The sequence below is a fragment of the Plantibacter sp. PA-3-X8 genome, from assembly GCF_003856975.1.
Classification (GTDB): domain Bacteria; phylum Actinomycetota; class Actinomycetes; order Actinomycetales; family Microbacteriaceae; genus Plantibacter; species Plantibacter auratus.
Map to the genome: position 1 here is coordinate 3,238,759 of NZ_CP033107.1, position 24,637 is coordinate 3,263,395.

Sequence of the window (24,637 nt, forward strand, 5' to 3'; positions counted from 1 at the left end):
CGACACCATCGGAACATGGACAGCTTCACTGAACTCTTCGGCACGAGCCCACTCATCTGGGCCATCCTCGGTGCGGAGGCCGCGTTCTGGATCCTCCTCTTCGGCGGGCTCGCGGTCCGCTACCTCCTCCGGCGACGCCGGCTCAGCGCGATCATGTTGGTCGGTGTACCGGTCGTGGACCTCGTCCTCCTGGTCCTGACCGCGACCGACCTCGCGTCCGGCGAGGAGCCCAACGTCACGCACCTCCTCGCGACCATCTACCTGGGCTTCACGGTGGCGTTCGGCCACGCGCTCATCACGAAGGCGGACGTCTGGTTCGCACACCGGTTCGCGGGCGGTCCAGCACCGCGGCCGAAGCCGAAGTCCGGGCCCGCGTACGTCCGGGCCGCCTGGTCGGAGTGGCGTCGGGTGGTCCTCGCCGTCGCGATCGCGGTCGCCGGGCTCCTCGCGATGCAGGCCATGGTCGGCTGGACCCTCCCCGCGTCCTTCGCCCTCGCGAACGAGGATGTCATCTGGGGCATGATCATCAAGCTCGTCGCGATCACCGGCATCTGGTTCGCCGCAGGCCCGGTGTACGCCGTCCTCTTCCGGAGCTCCGCGCCCGCGCCTGACACCACGGAGCGGGTTTCAGATTCCGTTCCGACATCTCAGGGGCATCCCTAACGGCGCTCTATCTCATATCTGAGATAGAGTGACGACATGGAAGACACGGCAACGTTTGAACGAACGGACCCTGCGGCACCGCTCCGGCAGGTCGGAGCACTCATCCGCGGCGCCCGTCAGGGACGCAAACTCACCCAGGCCCAGCTGGCGGAACGCGTCGGCACGAGCCAGAGCGCGATCAACCGGATCGAGCAGGGCAGTCAGAACATCAGCATCGACCTCCTGAGCCGGATCAGCACCGCGCTCGAGAGTGAGATCGTCAGTTTCGGCGAACAGAAGAAGAACTCGCACCTCCGCGTCCAGGGCGGCCGACAGCTGCACGGGACCATCGCGGTGCGTTCGAGCAAGAACGCCTCGGTCGCGCTCCTGTGCGCGGCGCTCATGAACCGCGGCCGCACCACGCTGCACGGCATCGCCCGGATCGTCGAGGTCGACCGCATCATCGACGTCCTGCGCAGCCTGGGCGTCTCCGTGGTCTGGTCGCCCGACGGCCAGGACGTCGAGATACACGTCCCGGACGACCTCTCACTCGAGAGCATCGACGAGGACGCCGGTCGCCGGACCCGCAGTGTGCTCATGTTCCTCGGCCCGCTGCTCGGCCGCTACGACACCTTCGCCCTCCCCTACGCCGGTGGTTGCGACCTCGGGACCCGGACCGTCGAACCGCACCTCATCGCGCTCCGGCCGTTCGGCTTGTCCATCGAAGCGACCGCCGGCTGGTACCAGGCCACCGTCGCCCCCGACGTGCCCGAGGAGCTGAGCGTCGTGCTCACCGAGCGCGGCGACACCGTGACCGAGAACGCCATCATGGCCGCCGCGGTACGCGACGGCGTCACGACCATCCGCAACGCCAGCCCGAACTACATGGTGCAGGACCTGTGCTTCTACCTGGAGCTCCTCGGCATCACCATCGAGGGCATCGGGAGCACGACGCTCCGGATCACCGGCCGCAGCGTCATCAACGAGGACGTGGACTACTGGCCGAGTGAGGACCCGGTGGAGGCGATGAGTCTGCTCACCGCCGGGATCGTCACCGACTCGGAGATCACCGTCACGCGCGTGCCGATCGAGTTCATGGAGATCGAGCTCGCGACGCTCGGCGAGATGGGACTGCGCTACACCCGCTCCCCCGAGTACGCAGCCGCGAACGGCCGGACCCGTCTCGTCGACGTCACCGTGCACCCCTCGAAGCTGCACGCCCCGATCGACAAGATCCACCCCATGCCGTTCCCGGGGCTCAACATCGACAACCTCCCGTTCTTCGCGGTCATCGCGGCCTGCGCCGAGGGCGACACGCTCATCCACGACTGGGTGTACGAGGGCAGGGCGATCCACCTCACCGACCTGACGCGACTCGGCGCGAACGTCCGCCTGCGCGACCCGCACCGCATCGACGTCTCCGGGCCGACGCACTGGTCCGGCGCCGAGGTGAGCTGCCCTCCCGCGCTGCGACCGGCCGTCGTCATCCTGCTCGCCATGCTCGCCGCGAAGGGCACGAGCGTGCTCCGGAACGTCGACATCATCGCTCGCGGGTACGAGCAGCTGCAGGAGCGACTCATCACCCTGGGTGCGTCGATCGAGACCTTCCGCGACTGAGTCGTCCCGTCCGACGGACGCGGCCCCGCAGATCGTCGATCCGCGGGGCCGCTGTCGTCCGGTACGACCGGCTCAGTCCCGGATGCTCGCGCCGAAGCGCTCGGCCGCCACTGCCGCGCCGGCGAGCTTCGCGTCGCTCGCCTCCGCCGCGGTGAGCGTGCGGTCCGGCGCGCGGAACCGCAGCGCGAAGGTCAGACTCTTGCCGCCCTCGGGCACGCCCGAACCGCGATAGTCGTCGACGAGGCGGATGTGCTCGAGCAGCGAACCGGCTCCGACCCGGACGGCGTCGAGGACCTCACCGGCTGAGACCGTCGCGGGGACGAGCAGCGAGAGGTCCTGCGTCGCAGCAGGAAGGGTTCCGATGCCGACGGCCTCGGGCAGTGCGTCGCCGAGCGCGATGATGCGATCCAGGTCGAGTTCCGCGACCGCCACGACACGCGGCAGGTTCGCCTCCTCGGCGACCGCCGGGTGCACCTCCCCCGCGTACCCCACCAGGACGTCGCCGACATGCAGCGCCGCAGTCCGTCCGGGGTGCAGTGCCTGGTGGCTGCCCTGCGAGACGGTGATGTCGACACCGGTCGCCACCGCGACGGCCTGGACCGCCTCGAGCGCGTCCGCGATACCGGCCGCGACGGCGGGCTGGCCCGGCTGCTTCGCGACGGCGTTGCCGACCGCGAGGAATCCGAGATGACGCGGTTGGGCCGGGACGCCCGCCTCGAGCTCCTCGAGCTGGGCCTCGCTCGGACGGACCGCCGCCTGCGGGAGTTCGGCCTGGCCGAACGCGCCGTGACGGGACGGACGGAACACCGCGCCCACCTCGAAGATCGAGAGGTCGGTCAGACCGCGCGAGACGTTCCGGTGGGCCACCGCGAGGAGACCGGGCAGGATCGACGCACGGAGGAAGGGGGCCTTCGCGTCGAGCGGGTTCGCGAGCTTCACGGCTGGGAACGCACCCGGCTGCGGAGCGCCGAACCGCGCGTTCTCCTCGGCGGAGACGAACGGATAGGCCAACACCTCGGTCGCGCCGCCGTAGGCGAGCGCATCGGCGACCCCACGGCGCAACCGCTGCGAACGCGAGAGCCCACGTCCCGGAGGCGCGACGGGGAGCACCGACGGGATGCGGTCGTATCCGAGGATCCGCGCCACCTCCTCGGCGAGGTCCTCCTTGCCGGTGATGTCGTGGCGCCAGCTCGGCGGCGTCACGAGCAGGCCGTCATCGGTCGCCTCGACGGCCGCGCCGATCTCGGCGAGCGCGGATCGTGTCTCGTCCGCTCCGAACGTGACGCCGATGAGGCCGTTGATGTAGTCGTCGGGGAGCAGGATCGGCTCGCGATCCGGCGCCGTGGTGACGGTGGAGCCGAGGTCGTCCGTCCGGCCACCGGCCAGGTCGACGAGCAACTGCGCGACGCGACCGGCGGCCGCGACGGCGATCTGCGGATCGACACCGCGCTCGAACCGCTTCGAGGCCTCGCTCGGCAGCTTGTGGCGGCGCGCGCTCCGCGCGATGGACACCTGGTCGAAGTTCGCGGCCTCGATGAGGACGTTGCGCGTGGCATCAGTGATCTCGGTGTCGAGGCCACCCATCACGCCCGCGAGCCCGATCGGGCCCGAGTCGTCGGTGATCAGCAGGTCCTCGTCGTGGAGCTTCCGCTCCTGGCCGTCGAGCGTGACGAAGGTCTCGCCCGCCCGCGCGCGCCGGACGACGATGCCGCCCGTGAGCTTGTCGAGGTCGTACCCGTGGATCGGCTGTCCGAGCTCGAGCATGACGTAGTTCGTGATGTCGACGACGAGCGACAGCGAGCGGATGCCGGCGAGCTTCAACCGCGCCACCATCCACGGCGGGGTCGGCTTCGTCGGGTCGACGTCGCGCACGACGCGGGTGACGAAGACGCTCGACCCGACGCGATCGCGGATCGGCGCCGCATCCTCGATCGTGACGGGGAAGCCGTCGAGTGGCCCGGTGAACGCCTCGGGGACGCTCGCCGCCGGGTCGCGGAAGGTCGCACCGGTCGCGTGCGAGTACTCGCGTGCGACCCCTCGGATCGAGAACGCGTAGCCGCGATCGGGCGTCACGTTGAGCTCGACCGCAGCGTCGTCGAGACCGAGCAGGCTGATCGCGTCGGTGCCGACGGGTGCCTCGACCCCGATCGTCGAGAGACGCAGGATCCCGTCGTGGTCCTCGCCGAGACCGAGCTCACGAGCCGAGGCGATCATGCCGTCCGACACGTGGCCGTAGGTCTTGCGAGCGGCGATCGGGAACGGACCGGGCAGGACGGCGCCGGGCAGGGTGACGACCACCTGGTCGCCGACGAAGAAGTTGCCGGCACCGCAGACGATGCCCCGCACGGCGCCCTCGGCGTCACCCTCGGCGACGCGGACCTGGCACCAGCGGATGGTCTTGCCGTTGGACTGCGGCTCCTCGACGTACTCGAGGACCTCGCCGACCACGATGGGACCGGTCAGCTCGAAGCGGTGGACGTCCTCCTCCTCGAGCCCGACGCGCACGAGCGCGGCGTGGACGTCTTCGGGGGTGGTCCCCGGGGCGAGTTCGACGAACTCCCCGAGCCAGCTCAATGGAACACGCACGACTACACCACCATCCCGAACTGCTGGGAGAAGCGGACGTCGCCCTCCACCATCTCTCGCATGTCCTGCACGCCGTCGCGCAGCATCAGACCGCGCTCGACGCCCATCCCGAAGGCGAAGCCCGAGTAGACCTCGGGGTCGATACCGGCGGACCGGAGCACGTTCGGGTTGATCATGCCGCACCCACCCCACTCGATCCAGCGCGGTCCGTCCTTGAAGGTCGGGTGCCAGAAGTCGAGCTCGGCGCTCGGCTCGGTGAAGGGGAAGTAGCTGGGACGCAGGCGGACCTTCGCGTCGTCACCGAAGACGCTCTTCACGAAGTGGTCGAGCGTTCCGCGCAGGTGCGCCATCGTCAGGCCCTTGTCGACGGCGAGACCCTCGAACTGCATGAAGACGGGCGTGTGCGTCGCGTCGAGCTCGTCCGTGCGGTAGACGCGCCCGGGGGCGAGCACGTACACGGGGAGCTCGCGCTCGAGCAGCGAGCGCACCTGGACCGGCGAGGTGTGCGTCCGCAGGACGAGGTGCGACTCCAGCGGCTCCACGAAGAAGGTGTCCTGCATCGCGCGGGCCGGGTGGTCGGCGTCGAAGTTCAGGGCGTCGAAGTTGAACCACTCGCTCTCGACCTCGGGCCCCTCGGCGATCTCCCATCCCATGCCGACGAAGATGTCGGACACGCGGTCCTGGAGCAGCGTGAGGGGGTGCCGGGCACCGGGCATGCGTCGCAGCGGCACGGCGGTGACGTCGATCGCCTCGGCGGCGAGGCGTGCCTCCGTCTCGGCGGCGACGATCTCGCCCTCGCGCTCGCTCAACGCCTTCGAGACGCGCCCGCGGGCCTGACCGACCAGCTTGCCGAGCGCGGCCTTCTGGTCGTTCGGCACGCTGCGGAGCGATCCGTTGAGGGCGGCGAGCGGTGACGCTTCGCCGGCGTGGGCTGATCGGACCGCTTTCAGGGCGGCCGAGTCGGTGGCTGCGGCGATCGCTTCGAGAGCGGCGTCGACCGCGGCGTTCACCGCTGGTTCGGAGATTGGGGATGCGTCGGACACGAGAGCCAAGTCTACCCAGGCGGTCGGCCCACATGGGCGACCGTCTTCGCCCCGACGGCGGCCCGATCGCCTGGGCTCCGTCGGGACGACGTCAGATGCTCGCGCCGGACGACTGGTTCCCCGCCTGGATGCCGAGGATCTTGGTCGTCGTGTCCTCGGTCACGGCCTGTTCCTTCGGCGTCCGCGGCGACCGTCGGGTACGCACCTCGACGATCTTCGCGACGCCCGAGAGGATGAGGCAGAGCACGATGTAGATCGAGCCCATCACGATGATCGAGGGGATGATCGGGCTGCCGTAGAGCGCCTGCGACCCGAACTGCTTCGCGAGGTAGAGGAGCTCCTGATAGGTGATCAGGAAGCCGAGTGCCGTGTCCTTGAGGGCGACGACGAGCTGGGCGATGATCACCGGCAGCATCGCGCGGATCGCCTGCGGGAACAGGATGAGGCGCAGGACGGCGGACTTCCGCAGGCCGATGGCGTAGGCGGCCTCGCCCTGCCCCTTCGGCAGCGACTCGATACCCGCTCGGAAGATCTCGGAGAACACCGCGCCGTTGTACAGCGTCAGCGCGATGGCGACGGCGACGAACGGCGTCACGAAGGTGAAGCCGAGGGGCGGCAGCCCGTAGTACATGAGCATCATCAGGATGAGGACCGGGACCGCCCGGAAGAACTCGATGAAGATCGTGAAGGGGACGCTGATGATCTTGTGGTCGGACAGTCGGCCGATCGCCAGCACCAGTCCGAGGACAACGCTGCAGACGGCGGCGACCGCGAACGCGGACAGGGTCGCACCCGTCGCCTGGAGGATCTGCTCCCAGACACGCGGGAAGGTGAAGAGCTTCCACTTCGAGGCGGTGAACTGTCCGGTCTCGACGAAGCGGAAGACGACGAAGGCGAGGATGCCGGCGACGACGAGCACCGTCGCCGCACCGATCCAGCGATAGCGCACGATGGCCTTCGGGCCGGGGGTGTCGAACAGGACGGAGCTCATCGCGCGATCCTCCACTTCTTCTCGAAGGCCCGTTGGGCGAGGGACAGGAGCGACACGAGCGCCACGAAGATGAGGGCGACCCACAGGAGACCGACGAGCAGCGGCTCACCGCGCTCTGACAGGTTCGCGCGGATCGCGCCCGCTTCGGCGACGGAGAAGCCGGCGGCGACCGTCGTGTTCTTGAGTAGGGCGATGAGCACGCTGAACAGCGGAGGCAGCACGGCACGGAACGCCTGCGGCAGGATGACGAGCGTCATGGTCTGTCCGAACGGCAGCCCGATCGCGCGTGCGGCCTCGGCCTGACCGATCGGCACCGTGTTGACGCCGGACCGCAGGACCTCTGCGACGTAGGTCGCGGTGTAGAGGCTCAGCCCGATGATCGCGAGCGTCGTGTAGCTCACTTCGGGGAGCCCGAGCTTCGGGTAGCCGAAGGCGAAGAAGAAGAGGATGAGGGTCAGCGGGGTGTTGCGCACCGTGTTGACGTACACGGTGCCGAAGAGGCGCATCGCCGGGACCGGCGAGACCCGCATGGCACCGACGATGGTGCCGAGGATGAGCGCGAAGAACCCCGACACCACGAAGAGCAGCAGGGTGTTGCGGAAGCCCGTGACGAAGAGGTCGAGGTTGTCGAGCAGGACGTTCATGTCGCGCACGCCTTTCGGGAGGGGGACGCCCCTGGCGGGCGCCTGGGCGGAGTCGACGGGACAGCTCCCCCGGACGGCCGCTGGTCGGCGGCCGCCCGGGGCGCTGCTTAGTAGTCGTCGACCGCCGGCTGGGTCACCTTGGTGCCGGAGGCGCCGAGGGTGGCGTCGTAGATCTTGGTCCAGGTGTCGCCGCCATCGGTGAACATCGTGTTGATGAAGTGGCGGAGGGCGTCGTCACCCTTCGGCAGACCGATGCCGTACAGCTCGGTGCTGAACGGCTCGCCCACGACCTTGAGGTCGTCGGGGAACTGCGCCGCGTACCCGATCAGGATCGCCTGGTCGGTCGTGACCGCGTCGACCTTGCCGTCGTTCAGGGCCTCGACACACTGCGAGTAGGTGTCGAACTCCTCCGTCTTGGTGTCGGGGAAGTTGTCCTTGATGTTCTGGATGGGCGTGGAGCCCGTCGCCGAACACACGGTCTTGCCGGCGAGGTCGTCCTCGCCCTTGATGTCGTCGTTGTCCGCGGCGACGAGCAGGCCCTGGCCGGTCTCGAAGTACGGTCCGGCGAAGTCGATCTGCTCCTTGCGCTTGTCGGTGATCGAGTAGGTGCCGACGTAGTAGTCGATGTCACCGTTCACGATGGCCGATTCGCGATTGGCGCTCGGGATCGCCTTGAACTCGATCTTGTCGGCGTCGAAGCCGAGCGACGCGGCGATCCAGGTGGCCATCTCGACGTCGAAGCCGGAACGCTCGCCGGTGGCGGCGTCGAGGTATCCGAGACCGGGCTGGTCCTCCTTGACACCGATGCGGACCTTGTCGGCCTTCACCATCGCGTCGTACGTGGGGCTGCCCTCGAGCTGGACGTCGGAGGCGACCTCGAAGAGTGCGCCGCCGTCGGACGCGCCGTCGGTCGATCCGGTGCCGGCGTCGCCGCCGCTGCACCCGCTGAGCGCGAGCGCTGCTGCAGCGACTCCCGCGGTGATGAACATGAGCCTCTTGCGCATGTTTTCCTTCCTTCCTTGGTGCCCGGGACGGGCCGATCGGTTGGTCAGTTCCGGGTCGCCGCGCGGGTCGCGCGATCCGGAGTCGGATGGGTCAGTGGGTGAGGAGCTTCGACAGGAAGTCCTTCGCCCGCTCGGACTGCGGGTTCGTGAAGAACGACTCGGGGTCGGTGTCCTCGAGGATCTCGCCGTCGGCCATGAACACGACGCGGTCGGCGGCCTTCCTGGCGAAGCCCATCTCGTGGGTGACGACGATCATCGTCATGCCCTCACTGGCGAGCTGCACCATGACGTCGAGGACCTCGTTGATCATCTCGGGGTCGAGGGCCGAGGTCGGCTCGTCGAACAGCATGACCTTCGGCTTCATCGCGAGGGCGCGGGCGATCGCCACGCGCTGCTGCTGCCCGCCGGACAACTGTGCCGGCAGCTTGTCCGCCTGCACACCGATGCCGACGCGCTCGAGCAGCACCTTCGCCGCATCGTCGGCGTCGCGCTTCTTCTGCTTGCGCACCTTGATCGGGCCGAGGGTGACGTTCTCGCGGATCGTCTTGTGCGCGAACAGGTTGAACGACTGGAACACCATGCCGACGTCGGCGCGCAGCTCGGCGAGCTGCTTGCCCTCCTCCGGCAGTTTCTTGCCGTCGATCCGGATCTCCCCCGAGCTGATCGTCTCGAGCCGGTTGATCGTCCGGCAGAGGGTCGACTTGCCGGACCCGGACGGTCCGATCACGACGACGACCTCACCCTTGTTGACGGTGAGGTTGATGTCCTTCAGGGCGTGGAACTCGCCGTAGTGCTTCTCGACGTTCTCCATGACGACGAGGGGCTCGCCGCGCCCTGCCTGGATCGGGTTGCTCGTGGTCTCGTATGCGCCGGCGGCACCATGCGAGGCTGCTGCATCGGGTTCCGTCGGGCCGGAGTTCGGGGACACTGTTGGCTCCATGTAACCCAAACTAGGTGACCGTGTGTTTCGTGCGCATGACGGAAGCGCTACGGTTACCGTTTCGTAACCTCGACGGTAGACGCCTCAGGCGCTCACGCGTGCTGCGCGAACGCGCTCTCGAAGACGCACACCGATGCCGCCGTGGCCAGGTTCATGCTCTCGGCACGGCCGTAGATCGGTACCGTAACCGCACGGTCGACGAGCTCGAGGTGCTCGTCGGTGAGTCCCCTGGCCTCGTTGCCGAACACCCATGCCGTCGGCCGCGCGAGCACACCTTCCGACCGGGCCACGAGGAGGTCCTCGCCCTTGATGTCGGCCGCGAGCGTCTGCAGTCCCGCTGCACGGGCCCGTTCCAGCACGGCGGGCAGCTCGACACCGACCGCGACGGGCAGGTGGAAGAGCGAGCCGGTCGTGGAGCGCACGACCTTCGGGTTGTAGAGGTCGACGGTCCGTCCGCTCAGGACGACGGCGTCCGCGCCGGCGGCGTCGGCGGCTCGGATGATCGTCCCGAGGTTGCCCGGATCGCGGACCTCCTCCAGGATGACGACAAGCTGCGGCTCTCCGGCGAAGATGTCCTTGATCGAGGTCGGGAACTGCTGCGCGACCGCGATGAACCCCTGCGGGGTGACGGTGTCGGCCATCGACTCGAGGACCTGCTCGGTGACGAACTCGACCTCGAGTCCCGCATCGGTGGCCGCGGCCCCGATCTCGGTGTAGCGCTCGAGGGCCGTCGGCGTCGCGTACAGCTCGAGGATCAGGTCGGGCCGGAACTGCAGGGCCTCCGAGACCGCCTGTGGTCCTTCGAGGAGGAACAGGCCGGTCTCCTGTCTCGCCGGACGCTTGGCGAGTTTGGCGACGGAACGGACGCGCGGTGACCGCGGATTGTCAAGCACGCACCCATCCTATTGGTCGCACTCCGGACAGACGAAACGGCCCGATCCCTGGTGGGATCGGGCCGTTCGAACACGTCGTCCGGTCGGACGCAGGGCTTCCGACTACGCGGAGACCTTGGGCGCCGAGGTGTCGGCGGGCAGCGCGGCCTTGGCCGACGCGACGAGGGCCGCGAAGGTGGCGGGCTCGTGCACCGCGAGGTCCGCGAGGATACGGCGGTCGACCTCGATCCCGGCGAGGCCGAGACCCTGGATGAAGCGGTTGTACGTCATGCCGTTGGCACGCGAAGCCGCGTTGATGCGCTGGATCCAGAGGCGACGGAAGTCACCCTTGCGCGCACGACGGTCGCGGTACGAGTAGACGAGGGAGTGAGTGACCTGCTCCTTGGCCTTGCGGTACAGACGCGAACGCTGACCGCGGTAACCGGCGGCGCGCTCGAGGATGACGCGACGCTTCTTGTGAGCGTTGACCGCCCTTTTGACTCTTGCCATGTTCCTAGTTCCTTACGGGTAAACGGTCTAGCGACCGAGCAGCTTCTTCATGACCTTGGCGTCGGCGGGCGCCAGCACCTGGTCCTGGTTCAGGCGACGGGTGCGACGGCTGGACTTGCTCTCCAGGTTGTGTCGCATACCGGCCTGCTGCTTCATCAGCTTGCCGCTGCCGGTGACCTTGAATCGCTTCTTGGCCCCGGAGTGGGTCTTCTGCTTCGGCATGGGATTCCTCGTTTCTTATCGGTTCTCGTCGGTGGATGACTCCACCGGAGCAGCCTCGTCGGCTTCGTCGGCTTCAGCCGGACGTGCCTTGGATGCCGCACGTTGTGCGTTGGCTTCGGCTTTCGCCTCGGACTTGTTCTTGAGTGGACCGACGACCATCACCATGTTGCGACCGTCGACCATGGGGGTGGACTCGACGGTGCCCCACTCGGACACGTCCTCGGCGAACTTCTGGAGCAGGCGGACGCCCTGCTCTGGGCGGGACTGCTCGCGGCCGCGGAACTGGATCATGGCTTTCACCTTGTCACCGGCCTTGAGGAAGCCCTCGGCGCGCTTGCGCTTGGTCTCGTAGTCGTGCTGATCGATCTTGAGGCGGAACCGGACCTCTTTGAGGATCGTGTTCGCCTGGTTGCGCCGGGCCTCTTTGGCCTTCTGCGCAGCCTCGTACTTGAACTTGCCGTAGTCCATGATCTTCGCGACGGGCGGCTTGGAGTTGGGTGCGACCTCGACGAGGTCGAGATCCGCTTCCTGCGCGAGGCGAAGGGCGACCTCGATTTTGACGACGCCGACCTGTTCTCCGCCGGGACCGACGAGTCGGACCTCCGGGACGCGGATACGGTCATTGGTACGGGGATCGCTGATGCGGAGCTCCTCTGACTGGGTGGGATGCCACGCGACCAGGTCCGATACCTGCGACGCGACGAAATCGGTTCACCACACACCCGTACCCTCCGCCGGTGTTCAGAACACCTGTCGGAAGGCACCACGCCCGACGACCCGAAGCGGTGAAGCGACAGGCGGAGCGTGACAACCCGGTAACCTTGTGAAGCGGTCAAGCGCGGGTGGGAGAATCTCCTCTTTCGTACCGAGACATGTCTCGGAGCACCGCACGAGTCTAACAGAGGATCCACGTGAACAACACCACCAGCCCGTACGACCACGACGACGAGTCGGGAGGGGCCGATCAGGCCACCCGGGACATCGCCGACGTTCCCGCCGTCGAGGTCATCACCACCGCCGCCGTGCACCTCATGAGCGCCGCAGCGGTCAAGTGCGGCCTCGCGGACGCCCCCGACGCCCAGACGGACCTCGACGAAGCCCGCAAGCTCATCAACGCCCTCGCCGGGCTCATCACCGCGGGCGCCCCGGAGATCAGCGACATGCACGCCCGGTCGCTGCGCGACGGCCTGCGATCCCTGCAGCTCGCCTTCCGGGAGGCGTCCACCATCCAGGATCCCATCGGCAAGGGTCCCGGCGAGAAGTGGACCGGCCCGGTCACCTGATCGCAGCGCGGCGCTCCGCCTCGCCGATCAGTCGGCGGGGCGGAGCGACACCGCGAGCGAGTCGACGCGCGTCGCGATGACCTCGTCCGCGGCCCAGCGCTGAGCCAGCCGCGCGAGCACTGCGTCGAGCTCCTGCTGGGTCAGTCCCTGCAGCAGGCCGAGCTCGACCACGAGCTCGGATCCGGCGAGCTTCGCCTCAGGATCTCCGGCTCGCAGGCGCACACTCACGACCGCGAGCTCCTGCTCGATCGACCGCTCGAACGCGTCGCGCACCAGCGGGTCCGCGAAGCTGGGCGTCCACGGCTGCGACTGCGCGATCGCCCACAGCGCGGGGCGGCGTACGGCGAACTCGGTGCTCGACGTCGGATCGAGGACCACGACGTCCGTCTGCTCGCTCGCGGCCGCCAGGGCGACCCGGACGCCGTCGGCCGGGATCGGCCTCGCCGTCCGGTTCCAGGCGGACATCGCCTGCACCGAGCTGAACACCGGGAGCACGGTGCGGCCGTCCGGACCGGTCACGGTCACGATGGACAGCTCCTGCGACTTGTCGACCAACTGGCCGTGCTCGTTCTCGCCGGCCTCACCGAGGTGGGCCACGAGCGGGATGAGCAGACGGGAGTCCCGGAACGCGTCGACGACCTCGGCCTCCCCGACCTCGCCTGTCCGGAAGCGTCGGAGGGACTCGATCAGCCGCTCGGGCGCGCTGCCGTCGTCACCGGAACTCGCGTTCGGCTGGAAGCTCCGACCGGCCCAGGGCTGGCCGGCCGAATCGGCACCACCCACCGCATGGTGGGCATGCCCGCCCGACGGACCGTGCCGGTCGGGCTCGGAGGATTCGTCAGCGGCCGGAGACATCCAGCGCCTCGGCCAGGGTGAACGCGCCGTTGTAGAGCGCCTTCCCGATGATGGCGCCCTCGAGCCCCAGGGGGACCAGCTCGCGCAGCGCGACCAGGTCGTCGAGGCTCGAGATGCCGCCGGAGGCCACCACCGGCCGCTCCGTGCGCTCGAGCACCTGTCGGAGCAGTTCGATGTTCGGCCCCTGCATCGTGCCGTCCTTCGTGACGTCCGTCACGACGTAGCGTGCGCAGCCCGCCTCCTCGAGACGGTCGAGGACCGTCCACAGGTCGCCGGCGTCCTGCGTCCAGCCGCGAGCGGCGAGCGTCGTGCCACGGACATCGAGGCCGACCGCGATCGCCTCGCCGTACTGGGCGATGACACTCGCGGCCCACTCGGGGTTCTCGAGCGCCGCGGTCCCGAGGTTGACGCGTGCGACGCCCGTCTCGAGCGCCTGCTCGAGGGAGGCGTCGTCGCGGATGCCGCCCGACAGCTCGATGTTGACGCCGCGCGCCTTCGAGATGACCTTGCGGATGATCGACCGGTTGTCGCCACGGCCGAACGCGGCGTCGAGATCGACGAGGTGGATCCACTCCGCCCCCTGACGGGCCCAGTCCAGGGCCGCGTCGACGGGCTCACCGTAGTTCGTCTCCGAACCGGCCTCGCCGCGCGTCAACCGGACGGCCTTGCCGTCCACGATGTCGATCGCGGGGAGCAGCGTCAGTCCGGCCGTCGTGTTGAACTCGTTCATGATCCACCGTCTCTTCGGGAGCTGCGAGCCCCTCGGTTCCCGGCGCACAGCATGCCTCGTGGCACAAGCACCTGATCCTAGTCGGCTACAGGGTGCCGAGCCAGTTGGTCAGCAGGCGGATACCGGCGTCGCCCGACTTCTCCGGGTGGAACTGCGTCGCCGACAACGGACCGTTCTCGACGGCCGCGAGGAACGGCACGCCGTGGGTCGCCCAGGTGAGGCGTGGCTCTGGGAACGGCGGCATGACCTCGAGGGTCCACTGCTGTGCGGCATAGGAGTGGACGAAGTAGAAGCGTTCGTCGGCGAGGCCGTCGAAGAGCACGGACCCCGCGTCCGGCGACACCGTGTTCCAGCCCATGTGCGGCAGGACGGGCGCCTCGAGTTCTGTGACCGCTCCCGGCCACTCCCCCAGGCCGTCGGCCTCGGAACCGCGCTCCAAGCCGCGCTCGAACATCACCTGCATCCCGACGCAGATGCCGAGGACCGGACGGCCTCCTGCGAGACGGCGGTCGATGACCTCGTCGCCGTGCGAGGAACGGAGGGCGCCGATCACCGCGTCGAAGGCGCCGACCCCTGGCACCACGAGACCGTCGGCGGCCTGGGCGGCCTGGCGATCACCCGTCAGCACGACGTCGGCGCCGGCGAGCTCGAGGGCCTTGACCGCGGAGTGCACGTTGCCGGAGCCGTAGTCGAGGACGACCACCGACGGGCGTGCGCTCACAGCGCGCCCTTCGTCGACGGGATGCCCTGGACCAGGGGGTCGAACGCCTTCGCCTGCCGGAAGGCCCGCGCGAACGCCTTGAACTCCGCTTCGGCGATGTGGTGCGGATCGCGACCGCCGAGGACGTTCACGTGCACGGTGAGGCCCGCGTTGAAGGTGATCGCCTCGAAGACGTGACGCACCATCGAACCCGTGAAGTGCCCGCCGATGAGGTGGAACTCGAATCCGGCCGGTTCCCCGCCGTGCACGAGGTACGGACGGCCGGAGATGTCGACCACGGCCTGCACGAGGGCCTCGTCGAGCGGGACCAGCGCGTCCCCGTATCGCGAGATGCCGGCCTTGTCGCCGAGCGCCTGACGGATCGCCTGGCCCAGGACGATACCGACGTCCTCGACCGTGTGGTGGACGTCGATGTCGACATCGCCCGTCGCACGGACGGTCAGGTCAGTCAGCGAGTGCTTCGCGAAGGCCGTGAGCAGGTGGTTGTAGAACGGGACGGAGGTCTCGATGCTGCTCGTGCCGGTGCCGTCGAGGTTCAACTCCAGCTCGATGCTGGACTCGCTCGTCGCGCGCTGGATCCGGGCCGTGCGCTGCTGGGTGGTCATGGGATCCAGTGTATCGAGCGCACCGCCGCTGCACGCCGCGTGTCGACGGGTGGGCATCGTCGCGTCATGCGGCTGCACCAGGCCGTGCCGACGCCTATCGTTGAGAGGTCATGACTTCCACACCCAGCATCGCCCCGGCCGTCCCACTCGACGCGACGGAGATCGCCGCTCTCCGTGAACGGTTCCCGATCCTCGCCCGGGAGATGAACGGACACCCGCTCGTCTATCTGGACTCCGGAGCCACTTCGCAACGCCCGATCGAGGTCATCGACGCGGAGCGTGACTACGCGACGCACCAGAACGCCGCCGTCCACCGTGGCGCCCACCTCCTGGCCGCCGAGGCGACGGAGCTCTTCGAGGACGCTCGCGCCACGGTCGCCGCGTTCATCGGTGCCGACGAGCGGGAACTCGTCTGGACCTCCGGCGCGACCGCAGCCCTCAACCTCATCGCCGGGGCCATCGGGAATGCGAGCGCCGGCCTCGGTGGTGCTGCCGCCGAGCGGTTCCGACTCGGTCCAGGCGACGAGATCGTCGTGACGGAACTCGAACACCACGCGAACCTCATCCCCTGGCAGCAACTCGCCGCACGTACCGGTGCGACCCTCCGTCACCTCCCGGTCGACGACCACGGCGTGCTGCGCTTGGACGCCGTGGACGACATCATCGGCGAACGCACGCGCATCATCGCCTTCGCGCACGTGTCCAACGTCACCGGGGCGATCGCGCCGGTCTCCGAGCTCGTCGCCCTCGCCGAACGCGTCGGCGCGCTGACCGTGCTCGACGCCTGCCAGTCCGTGCCGCACCTGCCCGTCGACGTCGCGTCCCTCGGCGTCGACTTCCTCGTGTTCTCCGGCCACAAGATGCTCGGTCCGAACGGCATCGGGGCCCTGTGGGGTCGCCGCCGGCTGCTCGACGCCCTTCCCCCCTTCCTCACCGGCGGGTCGATGATCACGACCGTCACACTCGACGGCGCCGACTTCCTGCCCGCTCCGCAACGGTTCGAGGCCGGGACCCAGCCGGTGTCGCAGGCGATCGCCCTCGCGAGCGCCGTCCGGTTCCTGCAAGCGGTCGGCATGGACCGTGTCCACGCCACCGAGGCGGCCTACGGACAGCGTCTCGCAGCCGGACTCGCTGCCATCCCCGGCGTCACGCTCATCGGGCCGCCACCCGGGACGCCTCGCGCCGGGCTGGCGAGCTTCGACCTCGCCGGTGTGCACGCCCACGACGTGGGTCAGTTCTTCGACGACCGGGGCATCGCGGTCCGCGTCGGTCACCATTGCGCGCAACCACTCCACCGCCGGTTGGGACTCACCGCGTCCACCCGCGCCAGCAGCTACCTCTACACGACGGAGGCCGAGATCGACGCCTTCCTCCACGCGGCCACCCTGGTCGGTCCGTTCTTCGGGGTGTCCCGATGAGCGGCCTGGAGAGCCTCTACCAGGAGCTCATCCTCGACCACGCCCGCCAGCGCCACGGCTTCGGGTTGCGGGACGCGCCCGCCGCCGAGTCGCACCAGCTCAACCCCACCTGCGGCGACGAGGTCACCCTGCAGCTCCATCCCGGGCCCGACGGTCGTCTCGCACCGATCGCCTGGGAGGGGCACGGCTGCTCGATCTCGCAGGCGTCGAGCTCCTGCCTGAGCGACCTCGCAGCAGGCCTCACGCCGTCCGAGCTCCAGGCCCTGGTCGACGAGTTCCGCACGGTCATCCGCTCGCGGGGCACGCTCGAGTTCGACGAGGAACGGTTCGGAGACGCCGCGGCGTTCAGTGGCGTCTCGCGCTACATCGCCCGCGTGAAATGCGCCATGCTCCCCTGGGTCGCAGCCGAAGAGGCCATCTCCCGCCTGCCGTGAGCAGGCGCCCCACCTCCGCCCGGCCGAGGGCTGGTCAGGCGGGGCTGATCGCCGCCAGGGCCTCGAGGAACGCGGTCGTCTCCGCTTCGGTGCCCGCGGTCACGCGCAGGTGGTTCGGGATGCCCACGTCACGGATGAGGATCCCCCGCGCCAAGAGCGCCTCGAACGCCGCGTGCGGATCGGCGACGCCGCCGAACAGGACGAAGTTGGATCCGCTCCGCTTCGAGTCGTAGCCGAGACGCCCGAGCTCGACGACGAGGCGATCGCGCTGCGTCCGGATGTCGTCGACCATCGCCAGCATCTCGTCGGCGTGCCGCAGCGCGGCGGTCGCGGCCGCCTGCGTCAGGGCGCTCAGGTGGTACGGGAGCCGGACGAGTCTCAGTGCGTCGACGACCGCGGGGTCGGCGGCGAGGTACCCGAGACGGACCCCGGCGAAGGCGAAGGCCTTGCTCATCGTCCTGGAGACGATCAGGCGAGGACGCCCCTCCAACAGCGTGAGCGCGCTCGCCTCGTCGTCAGGAGCGAACTCCGCATACGCTTCGTCGACGATCACCATGCCCCGCGAGGCCTCGTACACCGCGGTGACGGTCTCGAGCGACAACGGTGTTCCGGTGGGGTTGTTGGGCGAGCAGAGGAACACGAGGTCGGGATCCGCCTCGGCCACCTGACGGGCGGCGGTCTCGGGCGAGAGCTCGAACTCGGCGTCGCGCGTCGCGGGGATCCACCTGGTGCCGACGCCGGCGGCCAGGAGCGGATACATCGAGTACGTCGGCGTGAACCCGAGGAGCGATCGCCCGGGACCACCGAAGGCCTGCAGGATGTGCTGGAGCACCTCGTTCGACCCGTTCCCCGCCCAGATCTGCTCCGGGACCACCCCGTGACCCAGGTATCCCGCCAGCGCCTCCCGGAGTTCCGTGAACTCGCGATCGGGGTACCGGTTCACCGTGAGGACCGCGGAGGCGAGCGAGGCGACGATGTCGTGCGCGACCGCCTCGGGGATCGGGTGCGTGTTCTCGTTCACGTTGAGCGCCACCGGCACCAGGGCCTGGGGAGCGCCGTACGGGCGCTGTCCTCGGAGGTCGTCGCGGATGGGGAGGTCGTCGAGAGCGGTCACTCCACAATGCTAGCCACTCCGACCGGCGCACTCACTCCGCCTGATGCTCCCGACGAAGGACCTCGTGCCGGGGGCTCGCCGGGTTCAACAGCGAGTGGCGTCGCCCGTAGGCGAAGTACACGATGAGACCGACCACGAGCCAGACCCCGAACCGCAGCCAGGTCTCCCAGTGCAACTGCAGGATCAGGAAGCCGGACGCCAGGACGCCGAACGCCGGGACGAACGGCATCAACGGCAACCGGAAGGAGCGGGGCTCGTCCGGCTTCGTGTACCGGAACACGATCACCGACACGCAGACCACGATGAAGGCGGCCAGGATGCCGATGTTCGTGAGGTCGGCGACCTGCTTGATCGGGAACACCCCGGCGAAGACGGCTGCCGCGCCGCCGGCGATCCAGGTCACCCGCTGCGGCACACCTCGCCGATCCGTGCGCGAGAACCACCGCGGAAGGAGACCGTCGCGACTCATCGAGAACCAGACGCGGGTGACGCCCAACAGGAACGTCAGCATCACGGTGAGGATCGACAGGACGGCGAACACGGAGATGATCGTCGCCACCACGGGCAGGCCGACGCTCTGGAACGCCGATGCGAACCCGGCAGTGGGGTCGATGTCGGTGTAGTTCTGCATGCCGGTCAGCACGAGGGTGGCCGCGACGTACAGGAGCATGGCGATGATGAGGGAGAGGATGATCGCCTTCGGCATGTGCTTCTTGCCGTCCTTCGCCTCCTCGGCCGCCGTACTCATCGCGTCGTATCCGAAGACTGCGAAGAAGACCGTCGCGGCACCGGCGAACACCGGCCCGAACCCGCTGGGGAGGAACGGGTCGTAGTTCTCACCGTCGATATAGAAGACACCGAGGCCGATGATGAACAGGATGAGCAGGACCTTGATCCCGACCGCGACGAGCTCGAATCGACCGAAGGCCTTCGTCCCGCGGCTCAGGATGAAGGTCACGAGGAGACAGACGAAGATGGCGGGGAGATTGACGAGGCCGCCCTTCCCCTCGTCGGCGGTCGAGGTCATCCAGGCCGGCATGTGGATCCCGATGCCGGACAGGAAGGCGTCGAAGTAGCCGGAGATCCCGATCGCGACCACCGCGACGATCGCGATGTACTCGAGCAACAGGTCCCAGCCGATGAACCAGCCGATGATCTCGCCGAGCGCCACATACCCGTAGGTGTAGGCGGACCCGGCTCTCGGGATCATGCCGGCGAACTCCGCGTACGACAAGGCTGCGGCCGCGGAGGCGAGACCCGCGATCAGGAACGAGAAGAGGACGGCCGGCCCCACAGCGGGCGAGGTCTCGCTCCCATGAGCGACGAGTCCGGCAAGTGAGAAGATCCCCACCCCGATGATGCCGCCGACCCCGATGGCCGTGAGTTGCCAGAGCCCGAGGCTCTTGAACAGCTTCGAACCGGAGGTCTCATCCTCGATCTCCGCGATCGGCTTCTTCCGGAGCAGCGAGCGGCTCCGATCGTCTGTACTCATGCTTGCCTCCGACGATGCTGCGGGCGTCGTTGCACCGCGCCATCGACGATAGCTGAGAACCAGTGCGGAGTGACCCGCCGATTGTCGGCCTACTCGGCCGCGTACCGCTGCGGGATCGCCAGGCGCTGCCCGGGCTCGACACCGGCGGTGCTGAGCTGGTTGAGGTTCATGATCTCGGCGATGACGTCGCGCGGGTCGGCGTCGGGTGCGATGGACTCGGCCAGCTGCCAGAGCGACTCGCCCGGGTCGACCGTGATGTACGTGAACGTGGCTCCCGCCGCCGCCGTGTTGGCCGCGGCACCGCCTGCGGAGAGTCCGACGACCGCGACACCGATGACCAGCGGGATGGCGGCGAGCGTGGTGAAGACGACGCGACCTCGCTTCGTCAGGCGGAGTCGGCGTGTGGACGGTGCGTCTGACGTCGGTACCTGCGCCGTCCGTGCGGGAAGCGCCCGGTGGGACCCGATCAGTGCTGCGCTCATGTCAACCCTCCAAGAGTGTGCTCATCGTGTGATGAGGACTCGTACCCGACACTCGACCAGGAGTGCCGGATACGAACCTGTGTTCCGAATATATCTTCGATTGTTCGAATACTCAACCCTGTCTTCGTACCTGAGACGCGCGGGATCGGCGACACGCTCGAACAGATGTTTGTCTGGACGAGCTGGTGCGGATACAGTTTCGAGTGTTGGAAGCAGTACACCACCACCCACCGACATCGGTCACCGACAGCCGATCAGGGCAGGAGCGAAGATGGCAGCGAACACGGCGGGCGACGGAGCCCGGGAACGCCAGATCGGCGGCACCCGGCGACGGAAGAGCCTGAGCGACAAGCAGCTGGCGATCCTCGACGTCATCCAGCGTTCGGTCTCACAGCGCGGATATCCGCCGAGCATGCGCGAGATCGGCGACGCCGTCGGGCTCGCCTCCCTGTCGAGTGTCACGCACCAACTCGGACAGCTCGAACTCAGCGGATACCTCCGACGCGATCCCAACCGTCCCCGCGCCATCGAGGTGCTCATCGACCTGCCGAGCGCCGTCGAGGGCAGCGATCCCGACTCCGCTCCCCCGGTCGGCGACGCCGCCATGGTCCCGCTCGTCGGTCGCATCGCCGCCGGCATCCCGATCACGGCCGAGCAGCAGGTCGAGGAGATCTTCCCCCTGCCCCGCCAGCTGGTCGGCAAGGGCAGTCTGTTCATGCTGAAGGTCGTCGGCGACTCGATGGTCGACGCCGCGATCTGCGACGGCGACTGGGTCGTCATCCGCGAGCAGAAGACCGCTGAGAACGGCGAGATCGTCGCGGCGATGCTCGACGAGGAGGCGACCGTGAAGGTGTTCCGCCAGCGCGACGGTCACACCTGGCTGCTCCCCCGGAACTCGGCCTTCGAACCGATCCTCGGCGACCACGCCGAAGTCCTCGGCAAGGTCGTCGCCGTGCTCCGGACGGTCTGACCGACCGGACCATTCCGCGACACCGACGAGGGCCGGGACGATCCGTGGATCGTCCCGGCCCTCGTCCGTGCAGGCCCCTCAACGTCAGCCGGTCGCACCGACCCGTGCGCGGACCGCACGCGTCGCCTCGACGATGTTGGCGAGGGAGGCGACCGTCTCCTCGTAGCCTCGCGTCTTGAGTCCGCAGTCCGGGTTCACCCAGACCTGGCGCTGCGGGATCCCCTCCAGCGCGATCTCGAGCAACGCGGTCACCTCCGCGACGCTCGGCACCCGAGGCGAGTGGATGTCGTAGACGCCCGGGCCGATGCCGTGGTCGAAACCACTCGCCCGGATGTCGGACACGACCTCCATCCGAGACCGTGCCGCCTCGATGCTCGTCACGTCGGCGTCCAGGCGTCGGATCGCGTCGATCACCACGCCGAACTCGGAGTAGCAGAGGTGGGTGTGGATCTGCGTCTCGGCCCGCACGCCCGCGGTCGCCAGCCGGAAGGAGCCCACCGACCAGTCGAGGTACCGCCCCTGGTCGGCCCGCCGGAGCGGGAGCAGTTCGCGGAGTGCGGGTTCGTCGACCTGGATGATGCGGATGCCGGCCCGCTCCAGGTCGGCGATCTCGTCACGCAGGGCGAGGGCGACCTGGTTCGCCGTCTCGGCGAGCGGTTGGTCGTCGCGCACGAACGACCACGCGAGGATCGTCACCGGGCCCGTGAGCATGCCCTTCACCGGCTTGGTGGTCAACGACTGCGTGTAGGACGACCACTCGACCGTGATCGGCGCCGGCCGCGAGACGTCACCCCACAGGATCGACGGACGGGTGCATCGTGAACCGTAGGACTGCACCCACCCGTGCTCCGTCACGGCGAACCCGTCGAGGTGCTCGGCGAAGTACTGGACCATGTCGTTGCGCTCGGGCTCACCGTGGACGACGACGTCGATCCCGAGGTCCTCCTGCAGGGCCACGACGCGCTCGATCTCCGCGCGCATCGTCGCGACGTACGCCTCCTCGTCGAGCGTCCCGGCGACCCGCTGCGCGCGGGCGCGACGGATGTCCCCGGTCTGCGGGAAGGAACCGATCGTCGTCGTCGGGAGGAACGGCAGGCCGAGCGCCTGCTCCTGCGCCGTGGCGCGCTCCTGGTAGTCGTCTCGGGTGAAGTCCGCTGGTGCGAGCGCTGCCGTCCGTGCGCGGATGGCGGCATCGACGACCCCGGGCGCGGCGAGCCGATCGTCGAGCGCGGCCGACGCTGCGGTGAGCTCGGCCGCGATGGCCGCGCGCCCTTGGGTGAGACCGCGTGCGAGGACCGCGATCTGATCCACCTTCTGGTCGGCGAAGGCGAGCCAGCTCCGGAGACGGGGGTCGAGCCTCGTCTCCACCGACACGTCGTGCGGGACGTGCAGGAGGGACGTCGAGGTGGACACCGCGAGCTGCGGGAAGCGCTCCGCCGCGCTCGCGAGCAGGTCGGCCGCGGCCACGAGGTCGCCACGCCACACGTTGTGGCCGTCGATCACTCCCGCGACGACGGTCTTCGTGGCGAGTCCGGGAGACGAGTCCGGCAGGCCTCCTCGGACGAGGTCGACACCGACAGCCTCGACCCCCGAGGCGGCGAGCACCGGGAGGGCGTCCCCCAAGGCGCCGTATGGAGCCGCGACGAAGATCGCCGGGCGGTCGGACACGGCGGACAGGACGGCCGTCGATCGTTCGAGCGCCGCAAGGACCGTCGACCTCGGCACGTCGAACGTCTCCGACACCAGTGCGGGTTCGTCGAGCTGCACCCAGGGCGCGCCGGCAGCGGCGAGGCGCTGGAGGAGTTCCGCGTAGACGGGCAGCAACGCCTCCAGTCGATCGATCGGGGCGAATCCCGCTGAGGCCCCCTCGGCCGCCTTGGACAGCAGCAGGAACGTCACCGGGCCCACGATCACCGGCCGCGTCACGTACCCCTCGGCGAGGCCCTCGCGGAACTGCTCGACCACCTGGTCGTCGGAGAGCGCGAACGGCGTCGACTCACCGATCTCCGGGACGAGGTAGTGGTAGTTCGAGTCGAACCACTTCGTCATCTCGAGCGGGGCGAGGTCGCCGGCGCCACGAGCGATCGTGAACGCCCCGGCGAGGTCGACCCGACCGTCGGCCCCGACGAGCGTCGAGAAGCGGTCCGGGACGGCGCCGACGGTGAGCGCGGCGTCCAGGACCTGGTCATAGAACGAGAAGCTCTCGGGGATCGCGGCGTTCGTGGGATCGAGGCCGAGCCCCGCGAGGCGGGCACGCGTGGCGGCGCGCAGCTCGGAGGCCGTCCGCTCGAGCGCGTCGGCGTCGATCCGGCCGGCCCAGAAGGACTCGACGGCGCGCTTCAACTCCCGGTTCGGCCCGATGCGCGGGTAGCCGAGGATGGTGCCGACGGGGAATGCGGAGGTGGGGATCATCGTGCGTCCTTGCTGGTGAGTGGATCGGGGATGGGATGGCGGACCGGTCGGTCGCCTTGCATGGGGATGCCGGCACGGTGCAACACGTCGAGCACCGTCCGATGCTGGTTGAAGGCGTAGAGGTGGACGCCCGGCGCACCGCCCGCGACGACGTCGCGGATGAGTCGGGCGGAATACTCCGTGCCGATGTCGATCCGTCCCGCTTCGTCCGGCTCGACCTCGAGTGCGATGGCCAGGTCGCTCGGGAGCGCCTCGCCGCTGAGCTCGAGCACCCGACGCAGCCGCGCCGGACTCGTGATGGGCATCACGCCCGGCAGGATGGGCATGGTGACGCCGTGACGTCTCGCACGTTCGGCGAAGGCGAGGTAGTCGTCGGCATGGAAGAAGAGCTGGGTGATGGCGAGCGTCGCCCCCGCCGCCTGCTTGGCCAACAGGGTGTCGAGGTCCTGCGTCGTCGACCGGGAGCGCGGGTGACCGTTGGGGAACGCGGCGACCGCGATCCGAGGCCGACGGCGTCGACCGAGCTGCACCGCGCCCGGGAGTCCGGTCAGCGACCCCTCGGCGTACGGCTCGTGCTCGGCACTGACCCGGCCGATGAGCTGCACGAGTTCTGCGGCACTCCCCAGATCACCGAGGAAGGCGTCCCCCTCGACGGCTCCGGCGGGCGGGTCGCCGCGGAGCGCGAGGAAACTGTGCACCCCGGCATCGAGGAAGTCCTTGATGAGTCGGCTGGCCTGCGCGTGCGTCGAACCGACGCAGGTGAGATGGGCCATCGGGTCCACCGAGGTCGACGTCCGGATGCTCCGCAGCACGTCCAGGCTCGCCGTTCGCGAGGAACCACCGGCGCCGAAGGTGACCGAGATGAACTCCGGACCGGCGGCGGCCAGGTGCTCGACCGTCCGTGCGAGCGCGACGCCGCCGTCGAGCGTCTTCGGCGGGTACAGCCCGAACGAGAAGGGGGTGCGCCTGGGACAGGCCGGCTCCGTCGTGGTCATGAGGTCTCGTCTCGGTGGCAGCGGATCGAGAGCCGGCGACCACGCAGCACGCAGC

Annotated in this window: 25 protein-coding genes; 6 read left to right on the forward strand and 19 right to left on the reverse strand. The window is 69.0% G+C overall.

Features of this window, described 5'->3' with window-relative positions:
* Positions 1-15: 15 nt before the first annotated feature.
* Together EAO79_RS15265 and EAO79_RS15270 are read left to right on the forward strand one after the other, a co-directional pair.
* A complete protein-coding gene (locus tag EAO79_RS15265; RefSeq protein WP_124769493.1) occupies positions 16-663 on the forward strand; it encodes a hypothetical protein in 648 nt (215 codons plus the stop codon).
* Positions 664-699: 36 nt separating this feature from the next.
* Complete coding sequence (locus EAO79_RS15270; RefSeq protein ID WP_124769494.1) at positions 700-2,259, forward strand: UDP-N-acetylglucosamine 1-carboxyvinyltransferase; 1,560 nt, start codon at positions 700-702, stop codon at positions 2,257-2,259.
* 72 nt (positions 2,260-2,331) lie between these two features.
* Here EAO79_RS15270 and pheT read toward each other — a convergent pair whose 3' ends face one another.
* The 10 genes from pheT to infC form a co-directional block, all read right to left on the reverse strand.
* The gene (gene pheT, locus EAO79_RS15275; RefSeq protein WP_124769495.1) at positions 2,332-4,845 is read right to left on the reverse strand and encodes a phenylalanine--tRNA ligase subunit beta; all 2,514 of its coding nucleotides are present in this window, start codon (positions 4,843-4,845) and stop codon (positions 2,332-2,334) included.
* Between the two features lie 2 nt (positions 4,846-4,847).
* Positions 4,848-5,888 (reverse strand): phenylalanine--tRNA ligase subunit alpha, encoded by a 1,041-nt coding sequence (pheS, locus tag EAO79_RS15280; RefSeq protein ID WP_124769496.1) that lies wholly within the window; start codon positions 5,886-5,888, stop codon positions 4,848-4,850.
* A 91-nt stretch (positions 5,889-5,979) separates the two neighbouring features.
* Complete coding sequence (locus EAO79_RS15285) at positions 5,980-6,879, reverse strand: amino acid ABC transporter permease (protein ID WP_124769497.1); 900 nt, start codon at positions 6,877-6,879, stop codon at positions 5,980-5,982.
* Positions 6,876-7,523, reverse strand: a complete 648-nt coding sequence (locus EAO79_RS15290; RefSeq protein WP_124769498.1) for an amino acid ABC transporter permease — start codon at positions 7,521-7,523, stop codon at positions 6,876-6,878. The genes EAO79_RS15285 and EAO79_RS15290 overlap by 4 nt, the downstream gene beginning before the upstream one ends.
* 107 nt (positions 7,524-7,630) lie before the next feature.
* On the reverse strand, positions 7,631-8,527 hold the full coding sequence (locus EAO79_RS15295) for a glutamate ABC transporter substrate-binding protein (RefSeq protein WP_079707066.1): 897 nt from the start codon (positions 8,525-8,527) through the stop codon (positions 7,631-7,633).
* Positions 8,528-8,618: 91 nt separating this feature from the next.
* Positions 8,619-9,338 (reverse strand): amino acid ABC transporter ATP-binding protein, encoded by a 720-nt coding sequence (locus tag EAO79_RS15300; protein ID WP_079707380.1) that lies wholly within the window; start codon positions 9,336-9,338, stop codon positions 8,619-8,621.
* 221 nt (positions 9,339-9,559) lie between these two features.
* A complete protein-coding gene (locus EAO79_RS15305; protein ID WP_079707067.1) occupies positions 9,560-10,360 on the reverse strand; it encodes an RNA methyltransferase in 801 nt (266 codons plus the stop codon).
* A gap of 102 nt (positions 10,361-10,462) precedes the next feature.
* Positions 10,463-10,849, reverse strand: a complete 387-nt coding sequence (gene rplT / locus EAO79_RS15310) for a 50S ribosomal protein L20 (RefSeq protein ID WP_064294422.1) — start codon at positions 10,847-10,849, stop codon at positions 10,463-10,465.
* A 27-nt stretch (positions 10,850-10,876) separates the two neighbouring features.
* Positions 10,877-11,071, reverse strand: a complete 195-nt coding sequence (gene rpmI, locus EAO79_RS15315; protein WP_056012069.1) for a 50S ribosomal protein L35 — start codon at positions 11,069-11,071, stop codon at positions 10,877-10,879.
* Between the two features lie 15 nt (positions 11,072-11,086).
* Positions 11,087-11,752 carry a translation initiation factor IF-3 gene (infC, locus tag EAO79_RS15320; RefSeq protein ID WP_194719021.1) on the reverse strand — a complete coding sequence of 222 codons (666 nt, stop codon included), beginning with the start codon at positions 11,750-11,752 and terminating at the stop codon, positions 11,087-11,089.
* 230 nt (positions 11,753-11,982) lie between these two features.
* Between infC and EAO79_RS15325 the strand changes: the two genes are divergently transcribed.
* On the forward strand, positions 11,983-12,354 hold the full coding sequence (locus EAO79_RS15325) for a DUF1844 domain-containing protein (RefSeq protein WP_056012072.1): 372 nt from the start codon (positions 11,983-11,985) through the stop codon (positions 12,352-12,354).
* Positions 12,355-12,381: 27 nt separating this feature from the next.
* On the opposite strand, the gene EAO79_RS15330 is transcribed toward EAO79_RS15325, so the two are convergent.
* The 4 genes from EAO79_RS15330 to hisB form a co-directional block, all read right to left on the reverse strand.
* Positions 12,382-13,209, reverse strand: a complete 828-nt coding sequence (locus EAO79_RS15330; RefSeq protein WP_124769499.1) for an SseB family protein — start codon at positions 13,207-13,209, stop codon at positions 12,382-12,384.
* Positions 13,193-13,939, reverse strand: coding sequence for a bifunctional 1-(5-phosphoribosyl)-5-((5-phosphoribosylamino)methylideneamino)imidazole-4-carboxamide isomerase/phosphoribosylanthranilate isomerase PriA (gene priA / locus EAO79_RS15335; RefSeq protein WP_079707068.1), 747 nt, complete (start codon positions 13,937-13,939; stop codon positions 13,193-13,195). Before priA ends, EAO79_RS15330 begins: the two co-directional genes overlap by 17 nt.
* A gap of 85 nt (positions 13,940-14,024) precedes the next feature.
* Complete coding sequence (gene hisH, locus EAO79_RS15340) at positions 14,025-14,660, reverse strand: imidazole glycerol phosphate synthase subunit HisH (RefSeq protein WP_124769500.1); 636 nt, start codon at positions 14,658-14,660, stop codon at positions 14,025-14,027.
* The gene (gene hisB / locus EAO79_RS15345; protein WP_079707070.1) at positions 14,657-15,265 is read right to left on the reverse strand and encodes an imidazoleglycerol-phosphate dehydratase HisB; all 609 of its coding nucleotides are present in this window, start codon (positions 15,263-15,265) and stop codon (positions 14,657-14,659) included. Before hisB ends, hisH begins: the two co-directional genes overlap by 4 nt.
* A 110-nt stretch (positions 15,266-15,375) precedes the next feature.
* On the opposite strand from hisB, the gene EAO79_RS15350 reads away from it, so the two are divergent.
* A complete protein-coding gene (locus EAO79_RS15350) occupies positions 15,376-16,683 on the forward strand; it encodes a SufS family cysteine desulfurase (protein ID WP_124769501.1) in 1,308 nt (435 codons plus the stop codon).
* Positions 16,680-17,117, forward strand: a complete 438-nt coding sequence (gene sufU / locus EAO79_RS15355; protein WP_079707072.1) for a Fe-S cluster assembly sulfur transfer protein SufU — start codon at positions 16,680-16,682, stop codon at positions 17,115-17,117. The genes EAO79_RS15350 and sufU overlap by 4 nt, the downstream gene beginning before the upstream one ends.
* 34 nt (positions 17,118-17,151) lie before the next feature.
* Here sufU and EAO79_RS15360 read toward each other — a convergent pair whose 3' ends face one another.
* The 3 genes from EAO79_RS15360 to EAO79_RS15370 all read right to left on the reverse strand — a co-directional run bounded on the left by EAO79_RS15360 (position 17,152) and on the right by EAO79_RS15370 (position 20,205).
* On the reverse strand, positions 17,152-18,231 hold the full coding sequence (locus EAO79_RS15360) for a histidinol-phosphate transaminase (protein ID WP_124769502.1): 1,080 nt from the start codon (positions 18,229-18,231) through the stop codon (positions 17,152-17,154).
* Between the two features lie 31 nt (positions 18,232-18,262).
* On the reverse strand, positions 18,263-19,723 hold the full coding sequence (locus EAO79_RS15365) for an amino acid permease (protein WP_124769503.1): 1,461 nt from the start codon (positions 19,721-19,723) through the stop codon (positions 18,263-18,265).
* Positions 19,724-19,812: 89 nt separating this feature from the next.
* Entirely contained in the window at positions 19,813-20,205 is a 393-nt protein-coding gene (locus EAO79_RS15370) for a LysM peptidoglycan-binding domain-containing protein (RefSeq protein ID WP_079002676.1), read from the reverse strand.
* Between the two features lie 271 nt (positions 20,206-20,476).
* Here EAO79_RS15370 and lexA point away from each other — a divergent pair, with 271 nt between their 5' ends.
* Positions 20,477-21,175 carry a transcriptional repressor LexA gene (gene lexA, locus EAO79_RS15375; protein ID WP_071262299.1) on the forward strand — a complete coding sequence of 233 codons (699 nt, stop codon included), beginning with the start codon at positions 20,477-20,479 and terminating at the stop codon, positions 21,173-21,175.
* Between the two features lie 84 nt (positions 21,176-21,259).
* Here the strand turns inward: lexA and metE are convergent, their stop codons facing one another.
* A complete protein-coding gene (gene metE / locus EAO79_RS15380; RefSeq protein WP_124769504.1) occupies positions 21,260-23,587 on the reverse strand; it encodes a 5-methyltetrahydropteroyltriglutamate--homocysteine S-methyltransferase in 2,328 nt (775 codons plus the stop codon).
* A complete protein-coding gene (locus EAO79_RS15385; protein ID WP_124769505.1) occupies positions 23,584-24,582 on the reverse strand; it encodes a methylenetetrahydrofolate reductase in 999 nt (332 codons plus the stop codon). The genes metE and EAO79_RS15385 overlap by 4 nt, the downstream gene beginning before the upstream one ends.
* Between the last annotated feature and the right edge of the window lie 55 nt (positions 24,583-24,637).

What these genes read in the sequence shown, in the direction of transcription:
- EAO79_RS15265 (WP_124769493.1), top strand. Translation starts at nt 16, where the DNA reads ATGGACAGCTTCACTGAACTCTTCGGCACGAGCCCACTCATCTGGGCC.
- EAO79_RS15270 (WP_124769494.1), top strand. Translation starts at nt 700, where the DNA reads ATGGAAGACACGGCAACGTTTGAACGAACGGACCCTGCGGCACCGCTC.
- EAO79_RS15285 (WP_124769497.1), bottom strand. Translation starts at nt 6,879, where the DNA reads ATGAGCTCCGTCCTGTTCGACACCCCCGGCCCGAAGGCCATCGTGCGC.
- EAO79_RS15290 (WP_124769498.1), bottom strand. Translation starts at nt 7,523, where the DNA reads ATGAACGTCCTGCTCGACAACCTCGACCTCTTCGTCACGGGCTTCCGC.
- EAO79_RS15295 (WP_079707066.1), bottom strand. Translation starts at nt 8,527, where the DNA reads ATGCGCAAGAGGCTCATGTTCATCACCGCGGGAGTCGCTGCAGCAGCG.
- EAO79_RS15300 (WP_079707380.1), bottom strand. Translation starts at nt 9,338, where the DNA reads ATGGAGAACGTCGAGAAGCACTACGGCGAGTTCCACGCCCTGAAGGAC.
- rplT (WP_064294422.1), bottom strand. Translation starts at nt 10,849, where the DNA reads ATGGCAAGAGTCAAAAGGGCGGTCAACGCTCACAAGAAGCGTCGCGTC.
- rpmI (WP_056012069.1), bottom strand. Translation starts at nt 11,071, where the DNA reads ATGCCGAAGCAGAAGACCCACTCCGGGGCCAAGAAGCGATTCAAGGTC.
- EAO79_RS15330 (WP_124769499.1), bottom strand. Translation starts at nt 13,209, where the DNA reads ATGTCTCCGGCCGCTGACGAATCCTCCGAGCCCGACCGGCACGGTCCG.
- priA (WP_079707068.1), bottom strand. Translation starts at nt 13,939, where the DNA reads ATGAACGAGTTCAACACGACGGCCGGACTGACGCTGCTCCCCGCGATC.
- hisB (WP_079707070.1), bottom strand. Translation starts at nt 15,265, where the DNA reads ATGACCACCCAGCAGCGCACGGCCCGGATCCAGCGCGCGACGAGCGAG.
- EAO79_RS15350 (WP_124769501.1), top strand. Translation starts at nt 15,376, where the DNA reads ATGACTTCCACACCCAGCATCGCCCCGGCCGTCCCACTCGACGCGACG.
- sufU (WP_079707072.1), top strand. Translation starts at nt 16,680, where the DNA reads ATGAGCGGCCTGGAGAGCCTCTACCAGGAGCTCATCCTCGACCACGCC.
- EAO79_RS15365 (WP_124769503.1), bottom strand. Translation starts at nt 19,723, where the DNA reads ATGAGTACAGACGATCGGAGCCGCTCGCTGCTCCGGAAGAAGCCGATC.
- EAO79_RS15370 (WP_079002676.1), bottom strand. Translation starts at nt 20,205, where the DNA reads ATGAGCGCAGCACTGATCGGGTCCCACCGGGCGCTTCCCGCACGGACG.
- lexA (WP_071262299.1), top strand. Translation starts at nt 20,477, where the DNA reads ATGGCAGCGAACACGGCGGGCGACGGAGCCCGGGAACGCCAGATCGGC.
- metE (WP_124769504.1), bottom strand. Translation starts at nt 23,587, where the DNA reads ATGATCCCCACCTCCGCATTCCCCGTCGGCACCATCCTCGGCTACCCG.
- EAO79_RS15385 (WP_124769505.1), bottom strand. Translation starts at nt 24,582, where the DNA reads ATGACCACGACGGAGCCGGCCTGTCCCAGGCGCACCCCCTTCTCGTTC.